The 23,590-nt window shown below is 61.8% G+C and carries 22 protein-coding genes and 1 pseudogene; 9 read left to right on the forward strand and 14 right to left on the reverse strand.

What is annotated here, in order from left to right:
* A partial coding sequence (locus CCR95_RS25310; RefSeq protein WP_242523135.1) for an IS4 family transposase occupies positions 1 to 84 on the forward strand: 84 nt, incomplete at its 5' end.
* 72 nt (positions 85 to 156) lie between these two features.
* Here the strand turns inward: CCR95_RS25310 and CCR95_RS25855 are convergent.
* The 11 genes and pseudogenes from CCR95_RS25855 to CCR95_RS12560 all read right to left on the reverse strand — a co-directional run.
* A pseudogene (locus CCR95_RS25855) lies at positions 157 to 291 on the reverse strand (GIY-YIG nuclease family protein); the annotation flags it as partial.
* A 127-nt stretch (positions 292 to 418) separates the two neighbouring features.
* On the reverse strand, positions 419 to 778 hold the full coding sequence (locus CCR95_RS12515; protein ID WP_201094791.1) for a barstar family protein: 360 nt from the start codon (positions 776 to 778) through the stop codon (positions 419 to 421).
* Positions 775 to 1,050 carry a guanyl-specific ribonuclease gene (locus tag CCR95_RS12520; RefSeq protein ID WP_201094792.1) on the reverse strand — a complete coding sequence of 92 codons (276 nt, stop codon included), beginning with the start codon at positions 1,048 to 1,050 and terminating at the stop codon, positions 775 to 777. Before CCR95_RS12520 ends, CCR95_RS12515 begins: the two co-directional genes overlap by 4 nt.
* 65 nt (positions 1,051 to 1,115) lie before the next feature.
* Positions 1,116 to 2,918 carry a V-type ATP synthase subunit A gene (locus CCR95_RS12525; RefSeq protein WP_201094794.1) on the reverse strand — a complete coding sequence of 601 codons (1,803 nt, stop codon included), beginning with the start codon at positions 2,916 to 2,918 and terminating at the stop codon, positions 1,116 to 1,118.
* A gap of 7 nt (positions 2,919 to 2,925) precedes the next feature.
* The gene (locus CCR95_RS12530; RefSeq protein WP_201094796.1) at positions 2,926 to 3,573 is read right to left on the reverse strand and encodes a V-type ATP synthase subunit E family protein; all 648 of its coding nucleotides are present in this window, start codon (positions 3,571 to 3,573) and stop codon (positions 2,926 to 2,928) included.
* Complete coding sequence (locus CCR95_RS12535; RefSeq protein ID WP_201094797.1) at positions 3,570 to 3,941, reverse strand: V-type ATP synthase subunit F; 372 nt, start codon at positions 3,939 to 3,941, stop codon at positions 3,570 to 3,572. The genes CCR95_RS12530 and CCR95_RS12535 overlap by 4 nt, the downstream gene beginning before the upstream one ends.
* A 10-nt stretch (positions 3,942 to 3,951) precedes the next feature.
* On the reverse strand, positions 3,952 to 4,401 hold the full coding sequence (locus CCR95_RS12540; RefSeq protein WP_201094798.1) for an ATP synthase subunit C: 450 nt from the start codon (positions 4,399 to 4,401) through the stop codon (positions 3,952 to 3,954).
* Between the two features lie 41 nt (positions 4,402 to 4,442).
* On the reverse strand, positions 4,443 to 6,323 hold the full coding sequence (locus CCR95_RS12545) for a V-type ATP synthase subunit I (RefSeq protein WP_242523221.1): 1,881 nt from the start codon (positions 6,321 to 6,323) through the stop codon (positions 4,443 to 4,445).
* A 77-nt stretch (positions 6,324 to 6,400) separates the two neighbouring features.
* On the reverse strand, positions 6,401 to 7,456 hold the full coding sequence (locus CCR95_RS12550; RefSeq protein ID WP_201094800.1) for a V0D/AC39 family V-type ATPase subunit: 1,056 nt from the start codon (positions 7,454 to 7,456) through the stop codon (positions 6,401 to 6,403).
* Positions 7,457 to 7,525: 69 nt separating this feature from the next.
* Entirely contained in the window at positions 7,526 to 7,843 is a 318-nt protein-coding gene (locus CCR95_RS12555; RefSeq protein ID WP_201094801.1) for an ATPase, read from the reverse strand.
* Between the two features lie 445 nt (positions 7,844 to 8,288).
* On the reverse strand, positions 8,289 to 9,065 hold the full coding sequence (locus CCR95_RS12560; protein WP_201094802.1) for an enoyl-ACP reductase FabI: 777 nt from the start codon (positions 9,063 to 9,065) through the stop codon (positions 8,289 to 8,291).
* Positions 9,066 to 9,323: 258 nt separating this feature from the next.
* Between CCR95_RS12560 and gltA the strand changes: the two genes are divergently transcribed.
* The 4 genes from gltA (at position 9,324) to CCR95_RS12580 (ending at position 17,401) form a co-directional block, all read left to right on the forward strand.
* A complete protein-coding gene (gene gltA, locus CCR95_RS12565; RefSeq protein WP_201094811.1) occupies positions 9,324 to 12,341 on the forward strand; it encodes an NADPH-dependent glutamate synthase in 3,018 nt (1,005 codons plus the stop codon).
* A 488-nt stretch (positions 12,342 to 12,829) separates the two neighbouring features.
* Entirely contained in the window at positions 12,830 to 14,989 is a 2,160-nt protein-coding gene (locus tag CCR95_RS12570) for an ABC transporter substrate-binding protein (protein WP_201094813.1), read from the forward strand.
* Positions 14,986 to 15,963: an ABC transporter permease subunit gene (locus CCR95_RS12575; protein WP_201094815.1), complete on the forward strand. Its 978-nt coding sequence runs from the start codon at positions 14,986 to 14,988 to the stop codon at positions 15,961 to 15,963. Before CCR95_RS12570 ends, CCR95_RS12575 begins: the two co-directional genes overlap by 4 nt.
* 13 nt (positions 15,964 to 15,976) lie before the next feature.
* The gene (locus CCR95_RS12580) at positions 15,977 to 17,401 is read left to right on the forward strand and encodes an ABC transporter permease (RefSeq protein ID WP_201094817.1); all 1,425 of its coding nucleotides are present in this window, start codon (positions 15,977 to 15,979) and stop codon (positions 17,399 to 17,401) included.
* Positions 17,402 to 17,444: 43 nt separating this feature from the next.
* Here CCR95_RS12580 and CCR95_RS12585 read toward each other — a convergent pair whose 3' ends face one another.
* Together CCR95_RS12585 and CCR95_RS12590 are read right to left on the reverse strand one after the other, a co-directional pair.
* Positions 17,445 to 17,672, reverse strand: a complete 228-nt coding sequence (locus CCR95_RS12585) for a hypothetical protein (RefSeq protein WP_201094819.1) — start codon at positions 17,670 to 17,672, stop codon at positions 17,445 to 17,447.
* Positions 17,669 to 17,962, reverse strand: coding sequence for a BrnT family toxin (locus CCR95_RS12590; RefSeq protein WP_201094824.1), 294 nt, complete (start codon positions 17,960 to 17,962; stop codon positions 17,669 to 17,671). The genes CCR95_RS12585 and CCR95_RS12590 overlap by 4 nt, the downstream gene beginning before the upstream one ends.
* 61 nt (positions 17,963 to 18,023) lie before the next feature.
* Here CCR95_RS12590 and CCR95_RS12595 point away from each other — a divergent pair, with 61 nt between their 5' ends.
* Complete coding sequence (locus CCR95_RS12595; protein WP_201094825.1) at positions 18,024 to 18,326, forward strand: hypothetical protein; 303 nt, start codon at positions 18,024 to 18,026, stop codon at positions 18,324 to 18,326.
* Here the strand turns inward: CCR95_RS12595 and CCR95_RS12600 are convergent.
* The gene (locus CCR95_RS12600; RefSeq protein WP_201094827.1) at positions 18,278 to 19,246 is read right to left on the reverse strand and encodes an IS5 family transposase; all 969 of its coding nucleotides are present in this window, start codon (positions 19,244 to 19,246) and stop codon (positions 18,278 to 18,280) included. The two genes, CCR95_RS12595 and CCR95_RS12600, sit on opposite strands and share 49 nt — an antisense overlap.
* Before the next feature lie 828 nt (positions 19,247 to 20,074).
* Here CCR95_RS12600 and zipA point away from each other — a divergent pair.
* From zipA to CCR95_RS12615, 3 genes are all read left to right on the forward strand, one after another.
* A complete protein-coding gene (gene zipA / locus CCR95_RS12605; protein WP_201094829.1) occupies positions 20,075 to 20,848 on the forward strand; it encodes a cell division protein ZipA in 774 nt (257 codons plus the stop codon).
* Positions 20,845 to 23,094 carry an NAD-dependent DNA ligase LigA gene (ligA, locus tag CCR95_RS12610; RefSeq protein ID WP_201094831.1) on the forward strand — a complete coding sequence of 750 codons (2,250 nt, stop codon included), beginning with the start codon at positions 20,845 to 20,847 and terminating at the stop codon, positions 23,092 to 23,094. The genes zipA and ligA overlap by 4 nt, the downstream gene beginning before the upstream one ends.
* A 223-nt stretch (positions 23,095 to 23,317) precedes the next feature.
* Positions 23,318 to 23,590: a segregation and condensation protein A gene (locus tag CCR95_RS12615; RefSeq protein WP_201094833.1), complete on the forward strand. Its 273-nt coding sequence runs from the start codon at positions 23,318 to 23,320 to the stop codon at positions 23,588 to 23,590.

The raw sequence follows: 23,590 nt of genomic DNA on the forward strand, positions 1-23,590 counted from the left end.
CGCAAGGGCGATGGCGAGCCCGGTTTGAAGACGATCTGGCTGGGCATGCAGCGCATCATGGACTTCGCCGCCGGGATCAAATAGGCCAGGGAGATGCCGGACACGGAAAGTTGTGTGTAATGGGATGCCTTTGACCAGGGCATAATATTCAAGTTGCATCTCAAATGGTAAGCCTTCGTGGGAACTTATTTCTCGAGCTCTGACATGGGGGGCTCTCTCCGACATGCCAACTTTTAGCAAACCTGGCATCGCCGGGTTTGTCATCACGTAGACAAATCCTTCAGCTTCCATCTAGCATGTACCGATGTTGAAGAGAAAAGAATAAGCCAGCGTAGTGGTTCGATGGGTTTCGTGACCGACGACCTTCAGTGCGAATCCGAGAGATCAGCGCGCGGTCACTCTACCCATCCTACGCGGCCTACAAAAAAGTAATAATCATAATCTTGTCTTGCTCGTCCCAATAATCTATCGCATCAAGCAGTATTTCGTTGGCAATTTTCCAATCTTCCGGATGATGGCTTCTAAAATTATGCGGATTTTTATAGATAATCGAGATGCCGTTTTCTGGCTTGAGCCATGAAAGATCCGTCATGCAATCAGAAAAAGCGTCCCAGTTAAAACCGAAATAGTCAGGAAATTTAAGCTTTTCAGAAAATTCCTTCAAAAGTGTGTTTTTATCTTGAATGTTATCGCCATCAATAAAAATAATATTAAAAGAGGACGATGGAAAGCCGTTTAATAACTGATCGGAAACCTTATTTTTTAACGATGTTGTCATGCTTTGATCTCCTTGAAATTCTGGTAGTGGTCATCAGTAAAATATTTTTTGCCATCTTTTCCAATGATGATTCTTTTTGCGCCTCTGTCGCTGGCGTTCGGTGTTTTTACGGTGTATTCGCGATAATAATTCAATTCTTTGAGAGGTAACTTGCCTTCTCTGTTATGAAATACAGAGTCATCTTTTGCATAAGGAAAAGGTCCGTCTTTGTCGATCTCTTTTAATGTCTGATGCGCTTCAACGGGTAGTTCTTGATGTGTTATTTCTAGCATAGCCCGGTCGCTAGCAGGCTGGGATTCGCAAGCTCATCCCAGCCGACGGAGCTTCAATAGGTTTCCTACCCCCGCTCCACCTCCCCATGCTTCGCATACTCAATCCGAATCGCTTCCATCGCCTGATCGACTTCCTTGCGGAATTCCTGAATCTGATCGAGCTGATCGCTGGTATACATGGATTTGATCCGTCGCATTTTGGCGAGCAGCGGGAGTCTCTGTAACTCGGTGACCGGGACGCCGAGCTTGATCAGCGCTTCGCCGCGTTTATAGATGGTGATCGCCAAATCGAGCAGGGCGTATTGCTTGGCGGGCGAACAGAAGGTGTCGATCTCGTCCAGCGCGCTCTGCTGCAAGACGCCTTCCTTGACCAACGAGGCGCCTTCCAGCTCCCAACGCTGAGCGCTGGAGAGCGCTTCGGGGCCGACCAGGTTGACGATGCGCGACAGCTCGGCGTCGCGCGCGAGCAGAGCGAGCGCGGTGCCGCGGCGTTTCTCCCAGTCCGGGTCGATTTCCTTGTGCCACCACTGCGCAGCGGTGTGGACATGGCTCGAAAAGCTGGTCACCCAGTCGATCGACGGGTAATGACGGGCGTCGGCGAGTTCCTTGGAGAGCGCCCAGAAGGTTTCGATGATGTCCTTGGTGTGGCTGGTGACGGGCTCGGAGAAGTCGCCGCCGGGCGGGGAGACCGCGCCGATCAGGGTGACCGAGCCAGTGCCGGAGTCGTAGGTTTCCACCCGTCCAGCGCGTTCGTAGATGGCGGCGAGACGCGAGGCGAGATAGGCGGGATAGCCTTCCTCGACCGGCATCTGACCGAGCCGGCCGGAGACCTCGCGCAGCGCCTCGGCCCAGCGGCTGGTGGAGTCGGCCAGCATCACCACGTCATAACCCATGTCGCGGTAATACTCGGCCATCGTCATGCCGACATAGACCGACGCCTCGCGCGCGACCACCGGCATGTTGGAGGTGTTGGCGACCAGCAGGGTGCGCTCCATGAGCTTGCGCCCGGAGTAGGGGTCGTCGAGTTCGGGGAAGGTTTCGAGCACGTCGACCAGTTCGTTGCCGCGCTCGCCGCAGCCGACATAGACGACGATATCGGCATTGGACCAGCGAGCGATCTGCTGCTGGACCACGGTCTTGCCGGCACCGAAGGGTCCGGGCACCGCGCCCTTGCCGCCTTTGATCTGGGGAAAGAAGGTGTCGATAACCCGCTGTCCGGTAATCAGCGGCGACACGCCGTCGTCGCGGCGCAGATAGGGGCGCGGTTTACGCACCGGCCAGCGCTGGTACATGCTGAGTCGATGACTGATGCCCTTATGATCGCGCACGCGGGCGATGGTCGATTCGATGTCGTACTCGCCCGCCGGGGCGATCTCCACCAGATCGCCGGAGACGCCGGGCGGGACCATGATCCGGTGCAGCACGGTCAGGGTTTCCTGCACGGTGCCGAGCACGGTGCCGGGACCGACCTTGGTGCCGGCTTCGAGCGCCTTGTTGGGCTCGAACTCCCATTCCTTAGCGCGGTCGAGTGCCGGGACGCTGATGCCGCGACGGATATAGTCGCCGGATTCCAGCGCGATCTTCGACAGCGGACGCTGCACGCCGTCGAAGATGCCGCCCATGAGTCCGGGGCCAAGCTCGACCGACAGCGGCCAGCCGAGTCCGACCGCCGGTTCGCCGGGTCGTACCCCATCGGTGGATTCGTAGGTCTGCACAATGGCCTGCTCGCCATTCAGCGAGATGACCTCGCCGAAGAGTCCGAGTTCGCCGATCTTGACCTGCTCGCCGCTACGCACGCCGGGCAGGTCGATGGTCACGATGGGGCCGTTGATGTCGCGGATGACGCCAACTCTGGTGGTTTCGCTCATGGTCTGATCATCCGGTAAAGAGGTTGCCGGTCTCGAATCCGCCCGGCAGCAGGCGCTCCAGGATGGTTTGCTGAATCCGGGGCTGGAGTCGCGCAAGCCGTCCCTCGAAGGTCTGGTCGACGCGAATACGCCGGTCCTGGCTGGCGATCAGCACGCCGCCGAGCGTGTCGATGGCCTCGGCGACGGGGGCGAGGATGGCGGTCTTGCCGGGCGGCAGCGCCTCGACGATTTGCGCCCAGCGCGTATTGAGCTGGCGCTGATCCGGGGCGTTGGCCGAGACGAGCAACTCCGGCGACTCGATGAGTTCGGCCGCCTCGACGATCCGCTGGTCGATCCAGGCCCGATAGGTCGGTTCGTCCGCCATGAAGGTGCGCATCCGCTCGGCGAGCATGCGCTCCACGTCCTGCACCAGATTCCAGCGGACCCGGTCGAGATGGGTCTGCATCTTCAGCTCGCTGGCCTGCACTCGCTGGCGGAAGCTGCGCTCGGCCAGCGATTTGGCGATGGCTTCCTCGCGCGCCTCGCGCAGGCGCAGACGCTCGGCCGCCTCGCGCAGAATGTTGTCGCGGCTGCGTCCGGCGCGCTCGCGGAATTCGCTCGCCAGTCGTTCCGCGCGGGCCAGAATGGCCCGCTCCAGTTCTTCTACCTGATTCACGATGCCTCTCGCTCCCCGGTTTGACCGGATTGAAGGGTGGCGGAGCCAAACAGCGCGGCGAGGCGGGCGGCCACCTCGCTCGTGAGTTTGGGTGGCGCGTTGAGCGCGGGAACGGCGATGACGACAATGCGCCCACCCTCGCGTCGTACCCGCCTGAGATTAGGGATGTCCTGACTCATCACGGCCTCGTCCACCACGACGAACGCCTTTTCGCGCCCGCGTTGCAGATCGCGCAGGATGCGGTCAACGTCCACAGGGTCAGGGTTCGGGTAGGTCTCGAAACCGATCAGCCGAAAGCCGTCCGCGAGGCGATCCTCACCGAGAAACAACATGCGCGTCGGAGCGCCTGGCTCGTGCTCGATGTTCATCGGGTGACGATCAGCCGAGCCGGTTGAGCAGCAGGATACTCATGACCAGGCCGTAAATCGCGATGCCTTCGGCCAGTCCAAGGAAGATCAAGGTGCGGCCCAGCGCCTCTGGACGCTCCATGACGGCGGCCAGCGAGGCCGCGCCGATGGGACCGACCGCGATCCCCGCGCCGATGGTGGACAGGCCGGTCGGAATGCCGACGCCAAGAATCGCGAGCCCCATGCCGATCGACATCTCGGGGGCGACGGCGGTCACGGCTTCGGTTTGGGCCATGGCGTCCGAGACGCCCATGAAGAGGAGCCCGAGTTGGGCGCCGACAAAGGCGATCAGCTGCGTCCCCATCGCGGGCCGATACCAGGGGCGAATACGGGTGGCGAGTGCGGGACGGATCTCCAGCGCAATGCCGGAGACGATGAGGCCGAGGATAGCCAGGGACATGAGTGCGACGAGCCAGTACATGGGATGCTCCGTTAGAGTTGTCAGTTGTCAGGTGATTGCGGTCAGGAAGACACCGATTCCCGCCGCAGACGCAGGGGCAGGAAGGCGTGTCCATCGCCCGAGAAGTAGCGCGAGAAGCCTTCATAATACTGAAGACGCATGACCTGGATCATGACGATGCCGCCTTCGAGAACCAGGATGAAGACATTGCCGAGGATCACGGTCACGACATGCCCGAAACTCCCCATCATGCCAGCCAGGGTAAAGATGGCGAGCGACAGGGCGACGTGGTTCAGGCTGAAGGCGGAGACGCGCAGGAAGGAGAGCGTGTTCGAGAGATAGACGATGACGGTGTCGAGTGTCTCGATGGCGACGACCAGTGCCTTCTCGCCGGTGGGCGCGGACAGGTGGTGCCATTGAAAGGCCGCGAGCGTGAGCAGTGAGCCAATGACCAGCAGGGCGGGCAGCGTCCCGAACGAGCCGGTCGTGGCGAGACCGAAACCGCCCCAGAGAAAGGCCAGATAGAACAGCAGATTGACCAGGCCGTGCCGCTCGAAGACCGCCCCCAGCGGATCGCCGATCGCGAGCCGGTTGTAAATCCCGAGCAGGCAGGCGATGACGATGAAGCCAATGCCCCAGCCAAGCGCGACTTCCAGCATCAGGATCGGATCGTGCAGCGGGGACATCCAGAGCGCCGGCAGGATCTCCTCATAGCCGAACACGCTACCGAACAAGAGACCAAAGATCATCGACGAGATGCCCGCGAAGACGCCAAACAGATAAAACTTCGGCAGCTTGTTGCGCGCCCAGAGGGCGGCGAGAGCAATCACGGCACCGTGCCCTAGGTCGCCGAACATCATGCCGAACATCAACAGAAAGGTCACCGCGAACAGCGGGGTTGGATCGACTTCGCCATAGGCGGGAATGCCGTACTGGTTGACCAGCAGGGCAAAAGGGGCGAGCAGACGACTTTTGATCGGCACTGTGGGCACCAGCTTGCGCTCGTCGGGCCGCGGATCGCGGCTGGTGAGATCGAAGGGGAGGGTCAATGTCTCGCGCAGACCCTGCTCCAGATGCGCGACGGCACGGGCTGGTACCCAACCCGCCAGATGCGCGAGATGTCCGGCGCTCCGCAGCGAAGCATCCAGGGTGACCAGGGGTTCGGCCAGCATCAGGGTGTGACGGGCTGCCAGCAGCTTGGCGCGGAAGGGCTCGCCCCAGCGGTTCAGGGTGTCCTGGAGCGACTGGCGTTGTTCGGCGATGGCAAGGCGCTGATTCGCGAAATCCTGTTGCAGCTCGGCGGGCTTGCGATCGAGTTCGAGCGGAATGGGCAGTGTCTGGAAGCTGGCGGCGGCGAGCACCGGCGCGAGCGCAGACTCCTTGTCGCCGGCGGGTCCGACGATCACGACATGCGCATGGTCGCCCTGCTGCATGTAGACATAAAGAATATGGCCCGCGAGGCTGGCGGCGCCCTCCAGTTGGCGCAGATTCTCGCGCGGCACCAGACCGACGTGGAATTCGAGGAAGCGCGTCTTGTTGCGCAGCATGTCGAGATCGATGTTCAGATGGGTGAAATTTTCCAGCGCGGCCTGCTGCTCCCTGACCAGCCGTTCCGTGTCGTCCAGGCGGTGGAAATCCTCCTCGTAACTGGAGGTTTCATCCCACAGATCGCCCAGCCAGACGTTCAGCGCGCTGAGTTCGTCAAAGTCGACCACGCGCACGGCACCGATGTCGGGCGTTGCCTCCAGCGGGATGAGCCGGGTGATCTTGGCGAGCCTGGATTGGGCCTGGCTGAAGGTCTCGCGATACTCGCGACCAGGCAGGGCGTCGAGCCGGGACTCCGTCGGGGGGCGGGTATCCGGGTGGAAACTCTCGGTTGCGGCGAGAGCCATTGACGCCTGCGGCAGATCCTCGGTCAGGACCAGCAGACGGACGTGTTTCATCGGCATGGGCATCAACATGACTGGATCGCTCGCTCGGACGGTGATGAACGCTGGTGCGCGCGTCGGGATGTCATGGGTCAGGCGGCCCGCGATTCGGCGCAGCTCGGTTGAGTCAGTTCGAGCGCGGCCTTGATGGTCGCGTCCGGAAACTGTAGCAGGCGCCCCCGCACGACCGCGAACAGCATGAGCAGATCCGACTCGCGGAGCATCAGATAGGCAAGGGCGCGCGCCACGGCCGATTGGCTGCGAGAGAGGATCCCGCGCGTCTCAAGTTGGGTGTAGCGACCGATGCGTTGTTGCACCTCGCCGATGGATTTGCTGTCCGCAAGCAGCGAGTCGAGCGGTGCTGGCAGCGCTTCCAGGATGCGCTCGAAGGTGTCGAGATTGACCAGATGCAGGAGCCGCTCACGGGTGAGCAGGCGCGTTGAGGGCACCAGTTGGTAGTATGTTTCGGAGGCCGAGAGCTGATAGGTAAAGCGGAAACGCAACAGCCACAGGAGCGCGACGCGGTCAAGTTCCGCGCCCATCAGGCGCCGCAGCGAATCCAGGTGATGGTTATCCGACCCCATGATCTGACGGACGATGCCGGTGTAATAACGCTGATCGATCGCCCCCTCCAGAGCAAAGGGTTCGCGATGTTTTTCATAGACCTCGCGGGCCTGGCGGGCGATCTGGCGGTAGGGGCCGGTTTCTAGCTGGCGCAACAGTTCCAGCGCGTTCTCGGCCCGGAACAACTCCTGGTGAGACAGGCGGATCGTGTCGGGCAGATCGAACAGGTGGTCGCGGATTTCCTGTTGATCCAGGTCGTAGAGCTTGCCGCGAAGCAGTGTCTTGAGATTAAAGAGCGCATATTTGCGACCCCAGGCCAGCACCAGCGAGCGCTCGCTGGCATTCATCGGCCGCGCCAGCACCTGTAATTCCGACATCAGAACCTGAAGCAAGCTTTGCTCGATCGCACGCCCGCGTGTCGCGGCGGAAGGTTGTTCGTCCAGGATGGCGGATAAACCGAAGTGTTCCGCCAGCTCAGCGAGCGTCATCCGCGGCAATCGTTCGATCAGTTCCGGCGCGAACAATCGCGTCGACATCACGGACACCCGCGTGTTCAGATAGGCTTGCGCGGCGGCATTGCTCATGGCGTGGGTTTAATCTTCGCTTCAGGCGACGGGCTAAGAAGATGGTGAAAGGGACGCTCGCGTGACCGACTAACGTTCGGGGCCAATGAGTATCTGGAACGCGGCCTCCATGGCTGGCTCCTCGCGCTGTTCGGCTTGATCGCGGAGCTGGTTATGTCGCTCGTCGTAGCGGCGGCGCAGCTCGGCGATGTTCTGCTCGGCGCGCTCTTCGGCCTTGGCGATGAAGGACCGATGAAGATCGGGGATGCGCGCGGTGAAACGGTCGTTATCGGCCTTGGCGTCGGCCATGGCCTGCTGAATGGTGTGTTCCTGTTCTTCTTCCGCCTGTTTGGCGAGCCGTTCGGCCCGCATCTCGGCGTCGAGCAGTCGTTTGAGGGTGTCGTCCATTGGGATTCGGTTCAATGTCGTCAGCGATATGGGGCGCTACCTTACGCGAAATCCCGAAAAAATGCGCGGGGGATAGACCGCATTCGGCATGACGTCCAGGACATCCTGCACGAAGACTGGGCGATGGAACTGGCGCGCGCTGTCGTCCGTTCCAGCGCGAACGCCCCGGGTGCGGAGACCGCCGCGACGGTGGAGGAAATCCGCCCACGCCTCGACAATGGAATGGGAACTGGGCTTGCAGACCGGGAGGACGTTCAAACCCCGAGGCAGGACGTCGCGGCAGACACGGTTCATGACGGAACCGATCGTCACCCAAGAGGGTGACATGCAAGGCACTCAACATGGGTGACCTCGTTTGGCTTCTCCGAAGCGTTCTTGGCGGAACACCAATTTTATCAATTGGTTAAACGAGTGTCGCCTTTTTATGGATAATCCGGGCTATTTCTCACCCCAGCCCCAAAATGTTAAAACCAGTATCCACGTACAGAATATCCCCGGTGATGCCGCTTGCCAGATCCGAGCACAAAAAAGCGGCGGCATTTCCCACTTCCTCGGTGGTCACGGTGCGTCTCAGCGGGGTGTGTTTCTCCACTTGATTGAGCATCGCGCGGAAGTGGGAGATGCCCGCCGCTGCCAGGGTGTAGACCGGTCCCGCCGAGATGGCGTTGACGCGGGTTCCCTTGGGGCCGAGCGAGGCGGCCAGATAGCGGACATTGGCCTCCAGGCTTGCCTTGGCGAGTCCCATCACGTTGTAGTATGGCACGGCTCGCACGGATCCGAGAAAGGTCATGGTGAGGAGCGCGCCATTGCGTCCCTCCATCAATGGCCGGCTGGCCTTGGCGAGGGCGGCGAAACTGTAGGAGGAGATCTCGTGGGCGGTGGTGAAGCCGTCCCGGGTCAGTGCGTCCACGTAGTCGCCTTCCAATTCGTGCTTGGGGGCAAAGGCAATGGAATGGACGATGGCGTCCAGGCCGTCCCAGCGTTCCTCCAGCTCCGCGAAAAAGTGTGCAATCTGCCGGTCGGTGCTCACGTCGAGCGGGAGGGCGATGTCCGAGCCCAATTGAGCGGCAAAGTCCGTGACACGGGATTTGAGCTTGTCGTTTTGGTAGCTCAGGGCGATGTGAGCGCCCTCGCGGCGCATGGCCTCGGCGCAACCCCAGGCAATGGAGCGGTTGCTCGCCACGCCGGTGATCAGGATACGCTTGTCTTGAAGGAACCCCATGGGTCAGTTCTCCGATTCGTGGGGCGGCGCGGTCTGCGCCGGGATTTGCTGTTTTCGGTGCCATGGGCGCCGTGCGATCATAACGCCCCAGGTTAAAGATCCGTAAGACTACAGAAACTCGACAACTCGTGAAAGGGATCAGGCACGCCGGTCACACAAACCCTGCTGGAACCTTCATCCGAGTGCGCATCCAGACTGTCTGGCGTACCAAGTCGAAACAATGGTCTCCCCTCATTAACACGCCAAGGGCGTTGATCTATGTACAGAATCGTGCGTCACCAGGTCTTTTCCGAGACCACGTTCCTGTGGGAAGTTCTGGCCCCCGACGTGGCCCAGGCCGCGCAGCCCGGTCAATTCGTGATGCTCCGACTGCACGAGGGCGGGGAACGGATCCCGCTGACCGTCGCCGATTTCGACCGCCGCGCGGGGACCGTCACCCTGGTCATCCAGGCGTTCGGGAAGACCACGCGCGAGATGGCGCACCACTACCGGGAGGGCGACCGGTTCGCCGATTTCGTCGGTCCGCTCGGCCGGCCCCAGCACATCGAGAAGGTCGGGCATGTGGCGCTCGTCGGCGGCGGTCTCGGCATCGCGCCGATCTATCCGCAACTGCGCGCATTCAAGGCGGCGGGAAACCGCACCACCGGCATCGTCGGGTTCCGCGCCAAGCCGTTGGTCTTCTGGGAAGACCGGTTCCGCGACTATTGCGACGAACTCATGGTCTGCACCGATGACGGCAGCTATGGCAGGCCGGGTTTCGTCACGGAGGCGCTACGGGAGCTTCTGGAGCGCGATCCGCCCGATTTGGTGGTGGCCATCGGCCCGCCGCCGATGATGCAGGCCTGCGTCGAAACGACACGCCCCTTCGGCGTCAAGACCCTGGTGAGCCTCAACAGCATCATGGTGGACGGGACGGGGATGTGCGGCTCCTGTCGCGTGAGCGTCAACGGACAGGTCCGGTTCGCCTGTGTCGACGGACCCGATTTCGATGGCCATCAGGTCGATTTCCAGGAGCTGATGGCGCGGCAAAAACGCTTCAAGTCGCAGGAGGCGACGGCCAGCGAGGGCTACGCGCATGTCTGCGAACTCGAACGGAAACTGTTCGAGGAAGACAAGCGAAATTATAAAAAAATCAAACAGATCGAACCGAAACAAACGCGGATGCCGGAGCGCGATCCGCAAGAACGCGCGAGGAATTTTAAAGAGGTGAATCTCGGATACACGCTTGACCTGGCCCTACAGGAAGCCGAGCGGTGTCTCCAGTGCGGCAACCCCAAATGCATTGCCGGGTGTCCCGTGCAGATCGATATTCCGCGTTTCATCCGCCATCTCCTGGTACGCGACATCGATGGCGCGGCGGCCGTCATCCGCGAGTCCAACGCCTTTCCCTCCATTTGCGGTCGCGTCTGTCCCCAGGAGACGCAGTGTGAAGCGCAATGCATCATTGGCTCCAAGGTGGAGCCGGTCGCCATCGGACGCCTGGAACGTTTCGTCGGCGATCATGCCAACCCGGCCAGAATCGCGCCGATCCCATTCGAGAAACCGCTCGGCAAGGTGGCCATCTGCGGATCTGGCCCCGCCGGTCTGGCCGCCGCGGCCGATCTGGTGAAAACGGGCTGCGACGTGACGATCTACGAGGCGCTCCATGTGGTCGGCGGCGTCCTCCAGTTCGGCATCCCCGCCTTCCGCCTCCCCCGCGAGATCATCGCGCGCGAGGTCCAACAGTTGCGCGACCAGGGGGTCGAGATCGCGACCAATAAGGTCATCGGTCGCACCTTCACGGTTCCTCAATTGATCCAGGAGATGGGCTACGACGCCGTCTTTCTCGGCATTGGCGCCGGCGCGCCGACCTTTCTCGGCATTCCAGGCGAGCACGCCGCCACGGTCTACAGCGCCAACGAATTTCTCACCCGTGTCAATTTGATGGGAGGCGACCGGTTTCCCTATGTCGATACCCCGATCCGCATCGGTCAGAGCGTGGCGGTGGTCGGTGCCGGCAATACCGCCATGGACTGTCTGCGTGTCGCGAAACGGCTCGGCGCGCAAAGGGTGACCTGCGTCTATCGACGCTCCGAGGCCGAGGCGCCGGCCCGCGTCGAAGAACTCCGCCACGCCCGGGAAGAGGGCGTCGAGTTTTTCTTTCTCCATGGCCCGGTCGGGGTTCTCACCGATACCGAGGGCAACGTGACGGGCATGACGGTCGAAAAGATGGCGCTGGGCGAACCCGACGCGCGGGGACGCCGCCGGCCCCTGCCGACCGGCGAACGTTTCGACATCGTCTGCGATACCGTCATCTCCGCGCTCGGCACCCGGGCGAACACGCTCGTCACCGAATCCACCCCGGATCTCGCGCTCGACACCCGTGGTTACATCACGGCCGACGACGGCAAACTCGCATCGACGCAGGCCACCAATCTGCCCGGCGTGTTCGCCGGCGGCGATATCGTGAATGGCGGCGCCACCGTGATCCTCGCGATGGGCGCCGGACGGCGCGCGGCCAGATCGATCGAGACCTATCTGCGTCTTGGCAAGAAGTGGCCCATCACCGCGACCGATGTCGCGGACCTGGCACCCTCCGCCGTCCGGCAGGAACCTCTCGGCATCGGACCTGGGGCGACCGAGCCGGATCAAGCAGACCGTCTGCTGTGTCCGAAATGCCACTCCCCACTGGATGACGGTGGCGACAGTTACGTCTGCTGTGCCGACGCGCGGCTGGAGTGGCGTTGCGAATCGTGCGGCAAGGTCAGCGAGGGCTTTGCCTTCCCCTACGGCGTGTGTCCTGCTTGCGGCGGGGTCTTGACGGCCCTCGACTCGCGCCGGATCGAGGGGACCGCCGCTCTCGCGGCGATTCGCGCCGCCTTCGAAATCGAGCTGGGTGGCATGGCCTTCTACCGGCGCGCCGCCAGCGAAACGCCGGAGCCCGTGCTCAAGGATCTGTTTCAACGCTTCGCCAGCATGGAAGCGGAGCACATGGCGACGCTTGCCCGCCGCTATCATGTGGACATTCCATCGCCGTCCGACACCTTCCAGGTGGAGCGAGCCGCCCTCTACGCGGGCATCGCGAGCCATCCCGACGATCCGATCAACCTGTTCCGGATCGCGATCGCCTGCGAAGAACGCGCCGTCGAGTTTTTTACGGAACGTGGCGAACAGGAACCTGAAGACTCGCCCGAGGCGGCGCTTTACCGTGAACTGGCGGCCGAGGAGCGGGAGCACGTCGCGGTACTCGCAACGGAGCTGGATCGCTATCGACAAGGCAAACCTGGACTGCTGTAGCCATGTTGGCGTCGATCATCGTTTCGGCCATTGCTCGTTGTCGTTGTCGTTGTCGATGATTCGATTACGACAACGACAACGCATCTGCAAGCATTTGGCGCCATCAAGCAATCTGCGACATGGGGGGCGGGATACCCGCCCCCGGAACACTGGCCGGATCGATGATCGAAGCCGCCATGTTCAGGAATGGTTCGGCCACAGCGCGCTCGATGGGTGCGATCGGCAGGCGCCCAGGACAGAATTCGACCATACTGCGAACCTTGTCGGTTGCTAAACCGCGTCCAGCGCGATATGCGTAATTTTCAATTTGTGTTTGGCTCTGGGGATTTCACCAGCCTCACTAGAGACGCGGTTTAAAATTTTATATTTTTAATGTCTTAAACCGCGTTCGCTCCGACAATCGTCGATGCGGCCAAGGTTAATCCAATCAAAAAACATCGCATACCGCACTGGACGCGGTTTAACGCGATACACCGGGAGCGCTTGGGTTGAGCAACAAAATCCGGATTTGGACGATCCTGCTGCCGATCTTTCTGGTCGCCGGCTGTGGGGACTCGCCTTGGAACAATCCCTATCCGGCGTCGGACGCCGACAGCAACACGGTGTACAGCTCGTTCGACGAACGGCCCAAGCATCTGGATCCCGCACGCTCCTACAGCGCCAACGAGTACGCCTTTCTGGCGCAGATCTACGAACCGCCGCTTCAATATCATTTCCTGCTGCGCTCCTATCGTCTGGTTCCGCTGTCGGCCGCCGAGGTTCCGGTGGCGCGTTATTTCGACGCGGCAGGCCAGTCATTGCCGGAGGATGCGCCCGCCGCGGACATCGCCCGCAGCGATTATCTGATTCGCATCCGGCCGGGGATGCGTTTTCAGCCGCATCCGGCGTTCGCCCGGGATACCGAAGGGCGCTTTCGGTATCACGCACTGACGGCGGCGGATCTGGATGGCATCAATCGTCTGGCCGACTTTCCGGAGGTCGGCACCCGCGAACTGACCGCCGAGGATTTCGTCCATCAGATCAAACGGCTCGCCGCGCCCTGGCTGCACTCGCCGATCGCGGGCGTGATGGGTCAGCATATTGTCGGTTTTCAGGAGCTTGCCGGGCAGCTTGAATCGGCGGCAGGGCAGGGGCCGTTGGAACAGGCCGCGACCTTGCGCCGGTCCAGTCTGGCGGGCGTCGAGGCGGTGGATCGCGACCGCTTTCGGATCAGTCTCAAGGGGAAATATCCGCAATTCGCCTATTGGCTGGCGATGCCCTTTTTCGCCCCGATGCCCTGGGAGGCCGAGGTCTTTTACGCGCAGCCGGGGCTGGCAGAGCGCAACATCACGCTCGATTGGTATCCGGTCGGCAGCGGCCCCTTTTTCCTGAGCGAAAACAATCCGAATCTGCGTATGGTGCTGGAGCGCAACCCGCATTTTCATGGCGAAGCCTATCCAACCGAGGGGATGCCGGGCGACGCTGAATCCGGAATCCTGGCCGACGCGGGCAAACCGCTTCCCTTCATCGACCGCGCCATCTACAGCATCGAGAAAGAAGAGATCCCGCGCTGGAACAAATTCCTTCAGGGCTATTACGACAGCTCAGGGATCGCATCGGATGCCTTCGATCAGGCGGTGCAGATCGATGTCGAGGGCGAGCCGATCCTGACCGACGCGATGCGCGAACAAGGAATCTCGCTGCTGACCTCGGTGGAGCCTTCCAGCTTTTATCTGGGCTTCAACATGCTCGATCCGGTCATCGGCGGCGATTCGCCGCGCGCCCGCCTGCTGCGTCGCGCCATCTCCATCGCACTGGATTACGAGGAGTTCATCTCGATCTTCACCAATGGACGTGGCGTGGTGGCGCAGGGACCGATTCCGCCGGGCATCTTCGGCTATCGCGAGGGCGAGGCGGGGATCAACCCCTTCGTCTATGAATGGCGAGACGGTCGGCCAGTACGCCGGAGTCTCGACGAGGCGAAGGTGCTGATGGAGCAAGCAGGCTACCCGAACGGCATCGAGCGCGAGACCGGCCGCACGCTGACCATCAACTACGAGGCGGTCGCGACCGGACCGGACGACCGCGCGCGCCTGAACTGGATCCGCAAGCAGTTCGCCAAGCTCGGGATCGATCTCGTCATCCGCTCGACCGACTACAACCGTTTCCAGGACAAGCTGCGCAACGGTACCGGACAGGTCTTCATGTTCGGCTGGAACGCGGACTATCCGGACCCCGAGAATTTCCTCTTTCTGCTCTATGGCCCCAATGGCAAGGTCGAGCATCAGGGCGAGAACGCCGCCAATTACGCCAACCCCGAGTTCGACCGACTGTTTGACGAGATGAAATTCATGGACGACGGTCCCGAGCGTCAGGCCATCCTTGATCGGCTGGTCGAGATCGCGCGCACCGACGCGCCCTGGATCTGGGGCTTCCATCCCAAGGCATTCAGCCTGCATCATCAATGGATGGCGAACGCCTATCCCAACCAGATGGCCAACAACACCCTGAAATATCGCCGGATCGATCCTGAACTGCGGAAGCAGAAGCGCCAGGATTGGAACCAGCCGGTGCTCTGGCCGCTGTGGGTCGGCGCCGGTCTGCTGGTGGCGCTGGTGCTGCCGGCCTGGTGGCTGGTGCGCCGGCGCGAACGGAGGACCGCCCTGTGACCGCCTATCTCCTGCGTCGACTGCTCTATGCCGTTCCGATTCTGATCGGCGTGAATCTGATCACCTTCGTGCTTTTTTTCGTGGTCAATTCGCCCGACGACATGGCCCGCATGCATCTGGGCGAGAAACGGGTGACCGAGGAGGCCGTCCAGACCTGGAAACAGTCGCATGGCTATGACAAACCCCTGATCTTTAATCCCGAGGCGACCGGAATCGCGCGCCTGACCGACACCATCTTTTTCGAGAAATCGGTCCGGCTGTTCGCCTTCCAGTTCGGTTCCTCCGACGATGGGCGCGACATCGGCTACGACATCTCGCAGCGGATGTGGCCCAGTCTCGCCATCGCGATTCCCGTGCTGCTGGTCGGGCTGGCCTTCAATATCAGCTATGCGCTCTTCATCGTCCTGTTCCGGGCGACCTATGTGGATATTGGCAGCGTCGTGCTGCTGGTCGCCATGCTGTCCATTTCCAGCCTGTTTTACATCATTGGCGGTCAGTTCATCCTCGGAAAGCTGTTCCATCTCGCCCCGATCTCAGGCTACGACACGGGGCTGCACGCCTGGAAATTCCTAATCCTGCCGGTGATCGTCGGGGTGATCGGCGGCATCGGCGCCGGCACCCGCTGGTATCGCACGCTCTTTCTGGAAGAGATCGCCAAGGATTATGTCCGCACCGCGCGCGCCAAGGGCTTAAGCGAAGGCCGCGTGCTCTTTCGGCATGTGCTGGGCAATGCACTCATCCCCATCCTGACCGGCGTGGTGGTGGTATTGCCGCTGCTGTTCATGGGCAGTCTCATCACCGAGTCCTTTTTCGGCATTCCGGGGCTCGGCAGCTACACCATCGACGCCATCGGCAATCAGGATTTCGCCATCGTCCGCTCCATGGTGTTTCTGGGCGCCGTGCTCTACATCCTGGGGCTGATCCTGACCGATCTTTCCTATACCTTGGTCGATCCGCGGGTCAAGTTGCAATGAGGTCGCGTTTGCCATGCCCTTGATGCCAGTTGTCCTCTGGACCGATGCGCTGGTCTTTCTGCTGATCGCGCTGGGGCTGATCTTCGGTCTCCATGCCGCGCGTCACGAACACCTGCGCGCGCCCTGGCGGCGCGTCGTGCGCTCGCGGGTCGGGGTCGCGACCCTGGTCGTGCTGAGTGCATACGGCCTAATCGGATTGCTCGATACGGTGCATTTCCGACTCAAAACGGATCAGCCGTCGTCTAGCGTCGAGCCTCAAACTGTGCAGTACGCGCCCGAGGTTCTGAGTCTGTTCGACGTGGCGTTGAGCGGATTGCGCGAGCGTCAGGAAAAGACCTATTCGGCGCCCTTTGCGACGCATCTGTTCGTCAAGGAGGCCATTCAACTGCCCGACGGCACCCTGATCCGCGACTATCCGCGACTCGAACACGGCGGCAGCCATCTCGCCGATCCCACGACCGAGCGCGGCCTGGACATCGCCTTCCGCGCGCTGCTCGGGATGTTCAAGGGGCTACTCGCCTGGGGTCTGATTGGCGCCGGAATTCTCTGGCTGCTCGCACGTCGGCGTGGCGAGCCGCTGGCGGCGATCCGGGCCGACATCCTGGCTGGACGCACCGCGATCCCCTGGCGCACCGCGCTGGCGATGCTCGGTCTGCTGTTGGTCTGCGGCTTCGTCGCCGCCGAACTGGCGGCGAACTATCACATCCTGGGCACCGACAAAGTGGGCGAGGATGTCTTTTTTCAGACCCTCAAGAGCATCCGCACCGGCCTGCTGATCGGCACCCTCACCACCCTGGTGATGCTCCCCGCCGCCCTCCTGCTCGGCATCGCCGCCGGCTATTTCCGAGGCTGGGTGGACGATGTCATCCAGTATCTCTACACCACCCTGAATTCGATCCCCGGCGTGTTGCTGATCGCCGCCGCCATCCTCATGCTTCAGGTCTACATGAGCAACCACGCGGACGACTTCGCGAGTCTGGTCGAGCGCGCCGATCTGCGCCTGCTCTTCCTCTGTCTGATCCTGGGCGTCACCAGTTGGACCGGACTGTGCCGGCTGCTGCGCGGCGAGGCGCTGAAACTGCGGGAAGTCGATTACGTGCAGGCCGCCTCCGCCCTGGGAGTCGGGCATTTCACTATCCTCGCCCGCCATCTGTTGCCGAACGTCATGCACATTGTACTGATCACGGTGGTGCTGGACTTCAGCGGACTGGTGCTGGCCGAGGCGGTGCTGTCCTATGTCAACATCGGCGTCGATCCGACCATGAACTCCTGGGGTAACATGATCAACAGCGCCCGCCTGGAATTAGCGCGCGACCCGGTGGTCTGGTGGTCGCTGACCGCCGCCTTCGTGTTCATGTTCACCCTGGTGTTAGCGGCTAACCTGTTCGCCGACGTGGTGCGGGATGCCTTCGATCCGAGATTGCGGGGGGTAAACTAACGCGAGTGCTGTGTTTTTCATTACCTCGTTTCGGAGAGGACCGTCATGTGGCCATGCTGACAGACTCGATCAACTCGATGTCTTTTTTCAGCATATCGTTCACCATTTCATCCAGCGGCAATCCTTTTGCCGCAGCACGCGCCTCGAAATAGGCCGCCACATCCGCTCGCAGCGTCACCGCGATGGTTACGTGTCCGGCAAAGCGGTTGGGTTTCGCCTCCGAGTAGTCAAAGTGATACTCCGGCAATAGTTCATCTTGCGTTTCGTTCATAATCTCTTTAGCTCTTGCGGCGTTGCGAGTCTGGCGCTGATGATTCGGATGCGGCTGTCATCGACTTCTGTGAAGACGACCAAACACAACTTGCGATCGGTCAAATGGCCGATCATGATCTCGCGCCGCTCCCCTTGCGAGTGCCAGATATCAGGGAAGATTCTGGCGAGCGGATCGTCGAAAACGACAGTCACGTCAGTGAGCGCTAGGCCATGTTTGCTGGTGTTGCGGATGTCTTTGTGTTGATCCCACTCGAAAATCAAGCTCACATCAGCCGTCTCCCGTTGCATTCACGGGTCAAGGAATCATGGTGTCTACTCGGGCAAGTCTAGCAAATTCTTTCGCCAGTTCGTGATCGATCAGGCCGACATTGCCCGCACCGTGGCCTCGCTGCTGCCCCAGGAGATCCCCCGGATCCTGACGCTCGAGCGCACCAACTGGAAGCTGGGACGCGCAGAGATCAACCTGCTGGTGTTGGGCGTGGCCTCTCATGGTCTGGCCATTCCGCTGTTCTGGACCGCCTTGCCCAAGGCCGGCAACTCCAATACGACCGGGCGTTGGTGCATAAAAAAGCATTGGGGCAGGATTCCCCTTTCCCCATTTTCTCAGGACACAGCGACCCCAACCCGCACCGAAACCGGCATTCCCAGGTAGGTCATCCTGTTCATGGCGGCGATCCGCGCATGAACCTCGTTCACCTGGGCGTCGAAAAGACGTGAGGCGACCGCCTCCCCAAAGAGTTGCTTGAGGCGGTACATGGCATTTTCGGCCAGGCTTCGCCGGTGACACCCGGTGTCCTTTTTCCACGCGGCCAGGCCCTTCCCCTGGATCTCGGCGAGTGCCTGCGTGCGCGGGTGATCGACGTCCCAGGCCACCGCGTTTTCTCTGGGCGGAACGATCAACTTGGCCTGGTGCTGTGCCGCCACGTCGTCGGCTTCACGGGTATCGTAGGCCCCATCGGCATCGATCTGTTCAATGACCCCGTCGACCTGCTCGACGAGTTCCCGAAAGACGTCGCCATCCGTCCAAGCGGGCGTCGTGACCGCCACGCCAAGGACGTCCTTGGCGTGGGCGTCGACGGCCAAATGGACCTTGATCCAGGTGCGCCGCTTCCCGGCGCCGTGTTGGCGCACCTTCCATTCCCCCTCGCCGAAGACCTTGAGCCCGGTGGAATCGACGACGACATGGATCGGCCCCGTGCGTTCCTGGCGCGGGATCTGGACCCTCAAGGCCCTGGCGCGACGCGACAGGTGTGTGTGATCCGGGATCGGCAAGTCCAACTCCATCAAGCGCATCAAGGAACGTCCAAACCCCTCCAGGGCACGATCGGGCAAGTGGAACACTTGCTTCAAGACCAGCAACGTTTGAATGGACCAGTCCGAGTCGCGCCACGGCGCACCTCGCTGGCCCGTTGGCTCCGGCGTCCAGCGCTGCGCGATCGCCTCCGGATCGAACCAGAAGGTGAGATCCCCGCGGGCCACCAGTGCCCGGTCGTACTCCGACCAGTTGGTGATGCGATATTTCGCTTTCTTGGGGGAGGCGCCTTCACCACCGTCGGGAGCCGTCGAGGACATATCGACACCTTTTTAAAAAGCCGAAACCCGGGTAGCTTAGCCGTTCTCGGCAGGTTTATGCACCAACGCCCTCGCCGAAGCAGGCAAAGGCGCGAACAGGCGCATCGCAGACCATTTCCTGGGTTTCGCGGGGATCGGCCGCCACGCACATCTGCCGGCTGTCCGTGCGTCGGACGTGCGCCGCCTTGAGGGTCTGCACGACCCCGCCCAACGCCACCTCTTCATGGCTCCAGTCGAACTGGCAGGTCTCCCCCGGCGGAAAGGCTCACGGCACAAAGGCGTGCGTGATGACCGGATGACTGGAGCGCGGCGCCTTCCAGCGCTTCGCAAACCGCTGCACCGGGCCATAGGGCCTTGATACCCCTCGACCTGGAGCCCTTCGAGCAGACGCTTGGCCATGCGCTGTTGACGCCTCGGTCAACCGGACTCGATCTCCAGCCATTGCTCTAACCGGGCCTGGTCCTCACCCAGTTTCGGCAGGGTTGATGCTGGCGCTGGTCGACCGGTTCCGTCAGTGCGGTCAGCGCTTTGCGAACCGTGGGACGCGAGCGCTGAAGCCCGCGGGCAATCGCGCGGATGCTCTCCCCGTCGACCAAATGACGCCGCCTGATGTCGGCAATGAATTCCATCCTGATCGCCCCAGGTTGCTCCGGCCAAAAGGCCGGTCGGTTGCGCGACTCCGGGGTGGAAAAAAATTCAATGTTGATTTCCCCGGATCCCTGGGAAGTTTTCCATGTTGATTAACATCATTTCGGGGCAACACAGCCTCGACGCACGTTGATATACTCGAAGAACGCATTTCAAACTGATTTTACAACCAGAATTCGCATGGACCCCAATACCATCCGCCTGATCCTGATTGTCGTCGGCTCCCTGCTAATTCTTCTTCTCTATCTGTGGGAACGCCACCGCGAGAAAGAAGAGGAAGAAGAGGGAGACGAGGAGGATTTCGATGTCGGAGAGGATGTCGATTCGCCTTATGGTATCCCCAAAGGCAAACAGGAACCAACGCTTGGCGCACTGGATGAAGACCGTGAAGACCGCGCCTTTGTCCACTCAAGATCCTCAAGATCGGCATCGCGCTCTGAGAACCAATGGGGCGACGATGACGTCGAGAGCGAGGATGCATCTCGTCCCGAGCCCAAGCCAGTTGCGCCGGCCTTTAAACTTGAACCGTTGTTGATTCAGGTCAGCGTCAGTGCACGTAGGCAGCCGTTTCAGGGGCCGGCGCTGCTGGACGTGGCCGAGTCGTGCGGACTGCATCCGGGCGAGATGGACATCTTTCATTGTCTCGACGAGTTCGACGACGAGACCCGGGTCTATTTCAGCATGGCGAACATGGTCAAGCCGGGAACCTTCCCCTTCGATGAGATGGAGGATTTCTCGACCCCGGGTCTTATGCTGTTCGCGCAGTTGGATGGTCACCCGGAAGACATGACCATCCTCGACGAGATGATTGCCGCGGCGCGCAAGCTGGCCATCTCGCTCGATGGCGATGTCCTCGATGACTCCCGGCGCTCGCTGACGGTGAAGAAGCAGGACGAGATGCGCAAGGCGGTGTTCAACCATCAGCTGCATTGGTCCAGGACCGCTCAGCGGTGAACCTCCCCGCTGACGCCCAGCCGCGCGCCGAATCCCTGCGCGCCCGGATCCGTTACCACAATCATCGCTATTATGTGCTCGACGATCCGGAGATTTCGGATGCCGAGTATGACCGCCTGATCCGCGAACTCCAGACGCTGGAGGCCGAGTATCCGGCGCTGGTGACGCCCGATTCGCCGACTCAGCGGGTCGGCGGTCAACCCCGCCCCGAGTTTCTCGCCGTCCGCCATCGCGTCCCCATGATCTCGCTCGATAACGCGATGAGCGATGCCGAGTTGCTGGAATTCCACCAGCGTCTCGCCAAGTCCCTTCATGGCGACGATCTGATCCTCTATCTCGCCGAGCCCAAACTCGACGGTCTGGCCGTGAATCTGCGTTACGAACAGGGCATCCTGGTGCAGGCCGCCACGCGGGGCGATGGGGCGACCGGCGAGGACGTGACGCAGAACGCGCGCACCATCCAGACGATTCCGCTGCGACTGCTCGGTGAGGACTGGCCTGCAATCCTGGATGTCCGCGGGGAAATCTATATGACCCGCGCCGGGTTCGCACGGCTGAACGAGGAGATGCGGCGCAAGGGTCGGACACCCTTCGCCAACCCCCGCAATGCCGCGGCCGGGAGCCTGCGACAGCTCGACGCGCGGATCACCGCCGGGCGGCCGCTGACCTTCTGCTGTTATGGCTGGGGCGAACTTTCGGAGTCAGCTGGCGAGAGTCAGTTCACCATGCTGCAACGCCTGGCGGCCTGGGGCGTGCCGATCTCAAAAGAACTGCAACAGGTGCGGGGGCTAGACGGCTGCCGCGACTACTTCGATGCGCTTGGCCAACGTCGCGACGCGCTGGATTACGACATCGATGGCGTGGTGTTCAAGGTTGATCGACTGGCGGATCAGGTCCGCCTCGGGGCGACCGCGCATCACCCGCGCTGGGCGATCGCCCGCAAGTTTCCGGCCCAGGAGGAACTCACCCAGGTCGAGGCGGTGGAGTTTCAGGTGGGACGCACCGGCGCGGTGACGCCGGTCGCGCGGCTGCGGCCGGTTCAGGTCGGCGGCGTGATCGTCGCGAACGCCACACTACACAACATGGACGAGGTGATTCGCAAGGATGTGCGCATCGGCGATACCGTCATCGTGCGCCGCGCCGGCGAGGTGATCCCGGAGATCGTGCGGGTCGTCCCCGAGCGGCGTCCGCCGGATGCCCGCGCGGTCGAACTGCCGAGCCAGTGCCCCGTTTGCGGCTCCGACGTGATCCGGCCGGAGGGCGAGGCGATTGCCCGCTGCACCGGCGGACTCTATTGTCCCGCCCAGCGCAAAGAGGCGATCCGGCATTTCGCCTCGCGCCGCGCGATGGATATCGAGGGCCTGGGCGAAAAGCTGATCGAGCAGCTGGTGGATCTGGACTGGGTGCGCGAGCCCGCCGATCTCTATCGTCTGACACCGGAACAACTCGCCAGACTCGAACGCATGGGCGAGAAATCGGCCGCGAATCTGCTCGCCGCGCTGGAGCGGAGCAAGGAGACCAGCTTTGCCCGTTTCATCTTCGCGCTCGGGATTCGGGAGGTCGGCGAGACCACCGCCCAGGCTCTGGCCGCGCGCTTCGACGGGATGGCGTCCCTGATGCAGGCGCACGAATCCGAGTTCCTCCGCGCGCGCGGGATCAAGGGGATCGGCCTCGAAACCGCAACCGCACTGCACCGTTTTCTGGCCGAGCACCCGGAGCAGGAGACGGACGGCGCCCTGGCGGACTGGCTGGGCGGACTCGGGATTCGCGGGTTGACGCCGGCGCGCGCGGCCCGGCTGGCGGAGCGCTTCGGGAGTCTCCAGGCGCTGTGCGCGGTCGAGTTGGAGGATCTCTATTGGAACAGCACCCGTCTGGTCGAAGGCGTCGGACCCGTGGTCGCGGCCCATCTCGTCGGGTTTTTTGCCCAGGCGCACAATCGGGAGGCCATCGCGCGACTGCTGGCGGCTGGAATTCACTGGCCGGAGACCGCACCTGAAGTCAGCGCGGCGGGCGCATCGCCGCTGGCCGGAAAGACCTTCGTCATCACGGGGACGCTGAGTCGCCCGCGCGATGACATCAAGGAGCAGTTGCAAGGATTCGGCGCCAGGGTTTCGGGCAGCCTCTCCAGCAAGACCGATTATCTGCTGGCGGGCGAGGCCGCTGGCTCGAAGCTCGACAAAGCGCGGGCGCTTGGCATCCCGGTGCTCGACGAGGCCGGACTTGCGGCCCTGCTCGGTCAAGCATAAGGCGCTGTCCGGGAAAATTCATACCCAAGCCCAACGCTTCAAATAGACAGGATTAACAGGATGTTTCAAGATTAACAGGATGAAAAAACAGTCTTTTACGAAATCCTGTCCATCTTGCGTAATCCTGTTAATCCTGTCCATTCACTGCCTCTCTGTGGGGCGATTGTTTTCAGGAAATCAACCTTAGGAATCGCCCCAAACCATTACCTCAATCGGAGACACCATGACCGACCTGACGAAAGAACAGGAAATCCTGATCGCCATGCGCTGGACTCTGTCGGCCATCGTGAAGGATGTGACGCCGCCGCCTGGAATGCGGCATCCGCTGTCGGATGCCACCATTCAGGACGTGCGGAAGTGCCTGGGTTTGATCGCGGCGCGCGAAAAGGAACTGGCCGACGAACAGGGGCGCGGCGGCGAGCGTCCCTATTATGCCGACGAGCCCCAGAGCGTCCAGGTGGTCCCGATCAACCGTATCAAAAAGCGCGGGGATTGA

The sequence above is a fragment of the Thiocystis minor genome (assembly GCF_016653465.1).
In the GTDB taxonomy this organism is placed as follows: Bacteria; Pseudomonadota; Gammaproteobacteria; order Chromatiales; family Chromatiaceae; genus Chromatium; species Chromatium minus.

Bases quoted from the DNA above. Each gene is read 5' to 3' on its own strand.
- CCR95_RS12515 (WP_201094791.1), bottom strand. From the start codon at position 778: ATGACAACATCGTTAAAAAATAAGGTTTCCGATCAGTTATTAAACGGC.
- CCR95_RS12520 (WP_201094792.1), bottom strand. From the start codon at position 1,050: ATGCTAGAAATAACACATCAAGAACTACCCGTTGAAGCGCATCAGACA.
- CCR95_RS12525 (WP_201094794.1), bottom strand. From the start codon at position 2,918: ATGAGCGAAACCACCAGAGTTGGCGTCATCCGCGACATCAACGGCCCC.
- CCR95_RS12535 (WP_201094797.1), bottom strand. From the start codon at position 3,941: ATGAACATCGAGCACGAGCCAGGCGCTCCGACGCGCATGTTGTTTCTC.
- CCR95_RS12540 (WP_201094798.1), bottom strand. From the start codon at position 4,401: ATGTACTGGCTCGTCGCACTCATGTCCCTGGCTATCCTCGGCCTCATC.
- CCR95_RS12545 (WP_242523221.1), bottom strand. From the start codon at position 6,323: ATGAAACACGTCCGTCTGCTGGTCCTGACCGAGGATCTGCCGCAGGCG.
- CCR95_RS12550 (WP_201094800.1), bottom strand. From the start codon at position 7,456: ATGAGCAATGCCGCCGCGCAAGCCTATCTGAACACGCGGGTGTCCGTG.
- CCR95_RS12555 (WP_201094801.1), bottom strand. From the start codon at position 7,843: ATGGACGACACCCTCAAACGACTGCTCGACGCCGAGATGCGGGCCGAA.
- CCR95_RS12560 (WP_201094802.1), bottom strand. From the start codon at position 9,065: ATGGGGTTCCTTCAAGACAAGCGTATCCTGATCACCGGCGTGGCGAGC.
- gltA (WP_201094811.1), top strand. From the start codon at position 9,324: ATGTACAGAATCGTGCGTCACCAGGTCTTTTCCGAGACCACGTTCCTG.
- CCR95_RS12580 (WP_201094817.1), top strand. From the start codon at position 15,977: ATGCCCTTGATGCCAGTTGTCCTCTGGACCGATGCGCTGGTCTTTCTG.
- CCR95_RS12585 (WP_201094819.1), bottom strand. From the start codon at position 17,672: ATGAACGAAACGCAAGATGAACTATTGCCGGAGTATCACTTTGACTAC.
- CCR95_RS12590 (WP_201094824.1), bottom strand. From the start codon at position 17,962: ATGCAACGGGAGACGGCTGATGTGAGCTTGATTTTCGAGTGGGATCAA.
- CCR95_RS12600 (WP_201094827.1), bottom strand. From the start codon at position 19,246: ATGTCCTCGACGGCTCCCGACGGTGGTGAAGGCGCCTCCCCCAAGAAA.
- zipA (WP_201094829.1), top strand. From the start codon at position 20,075: ATGGACCCCAATACCATCCGCCTGATCCTGATTGTCGTCGGCTCCCTG.
- CCR95_RS12615 (WP_201094833.1), top strand. From the start codon at position 23,318: ATGACCGACCTGACGAAAGAACAGGAAATCCTGATCGCCATGCGCTGG.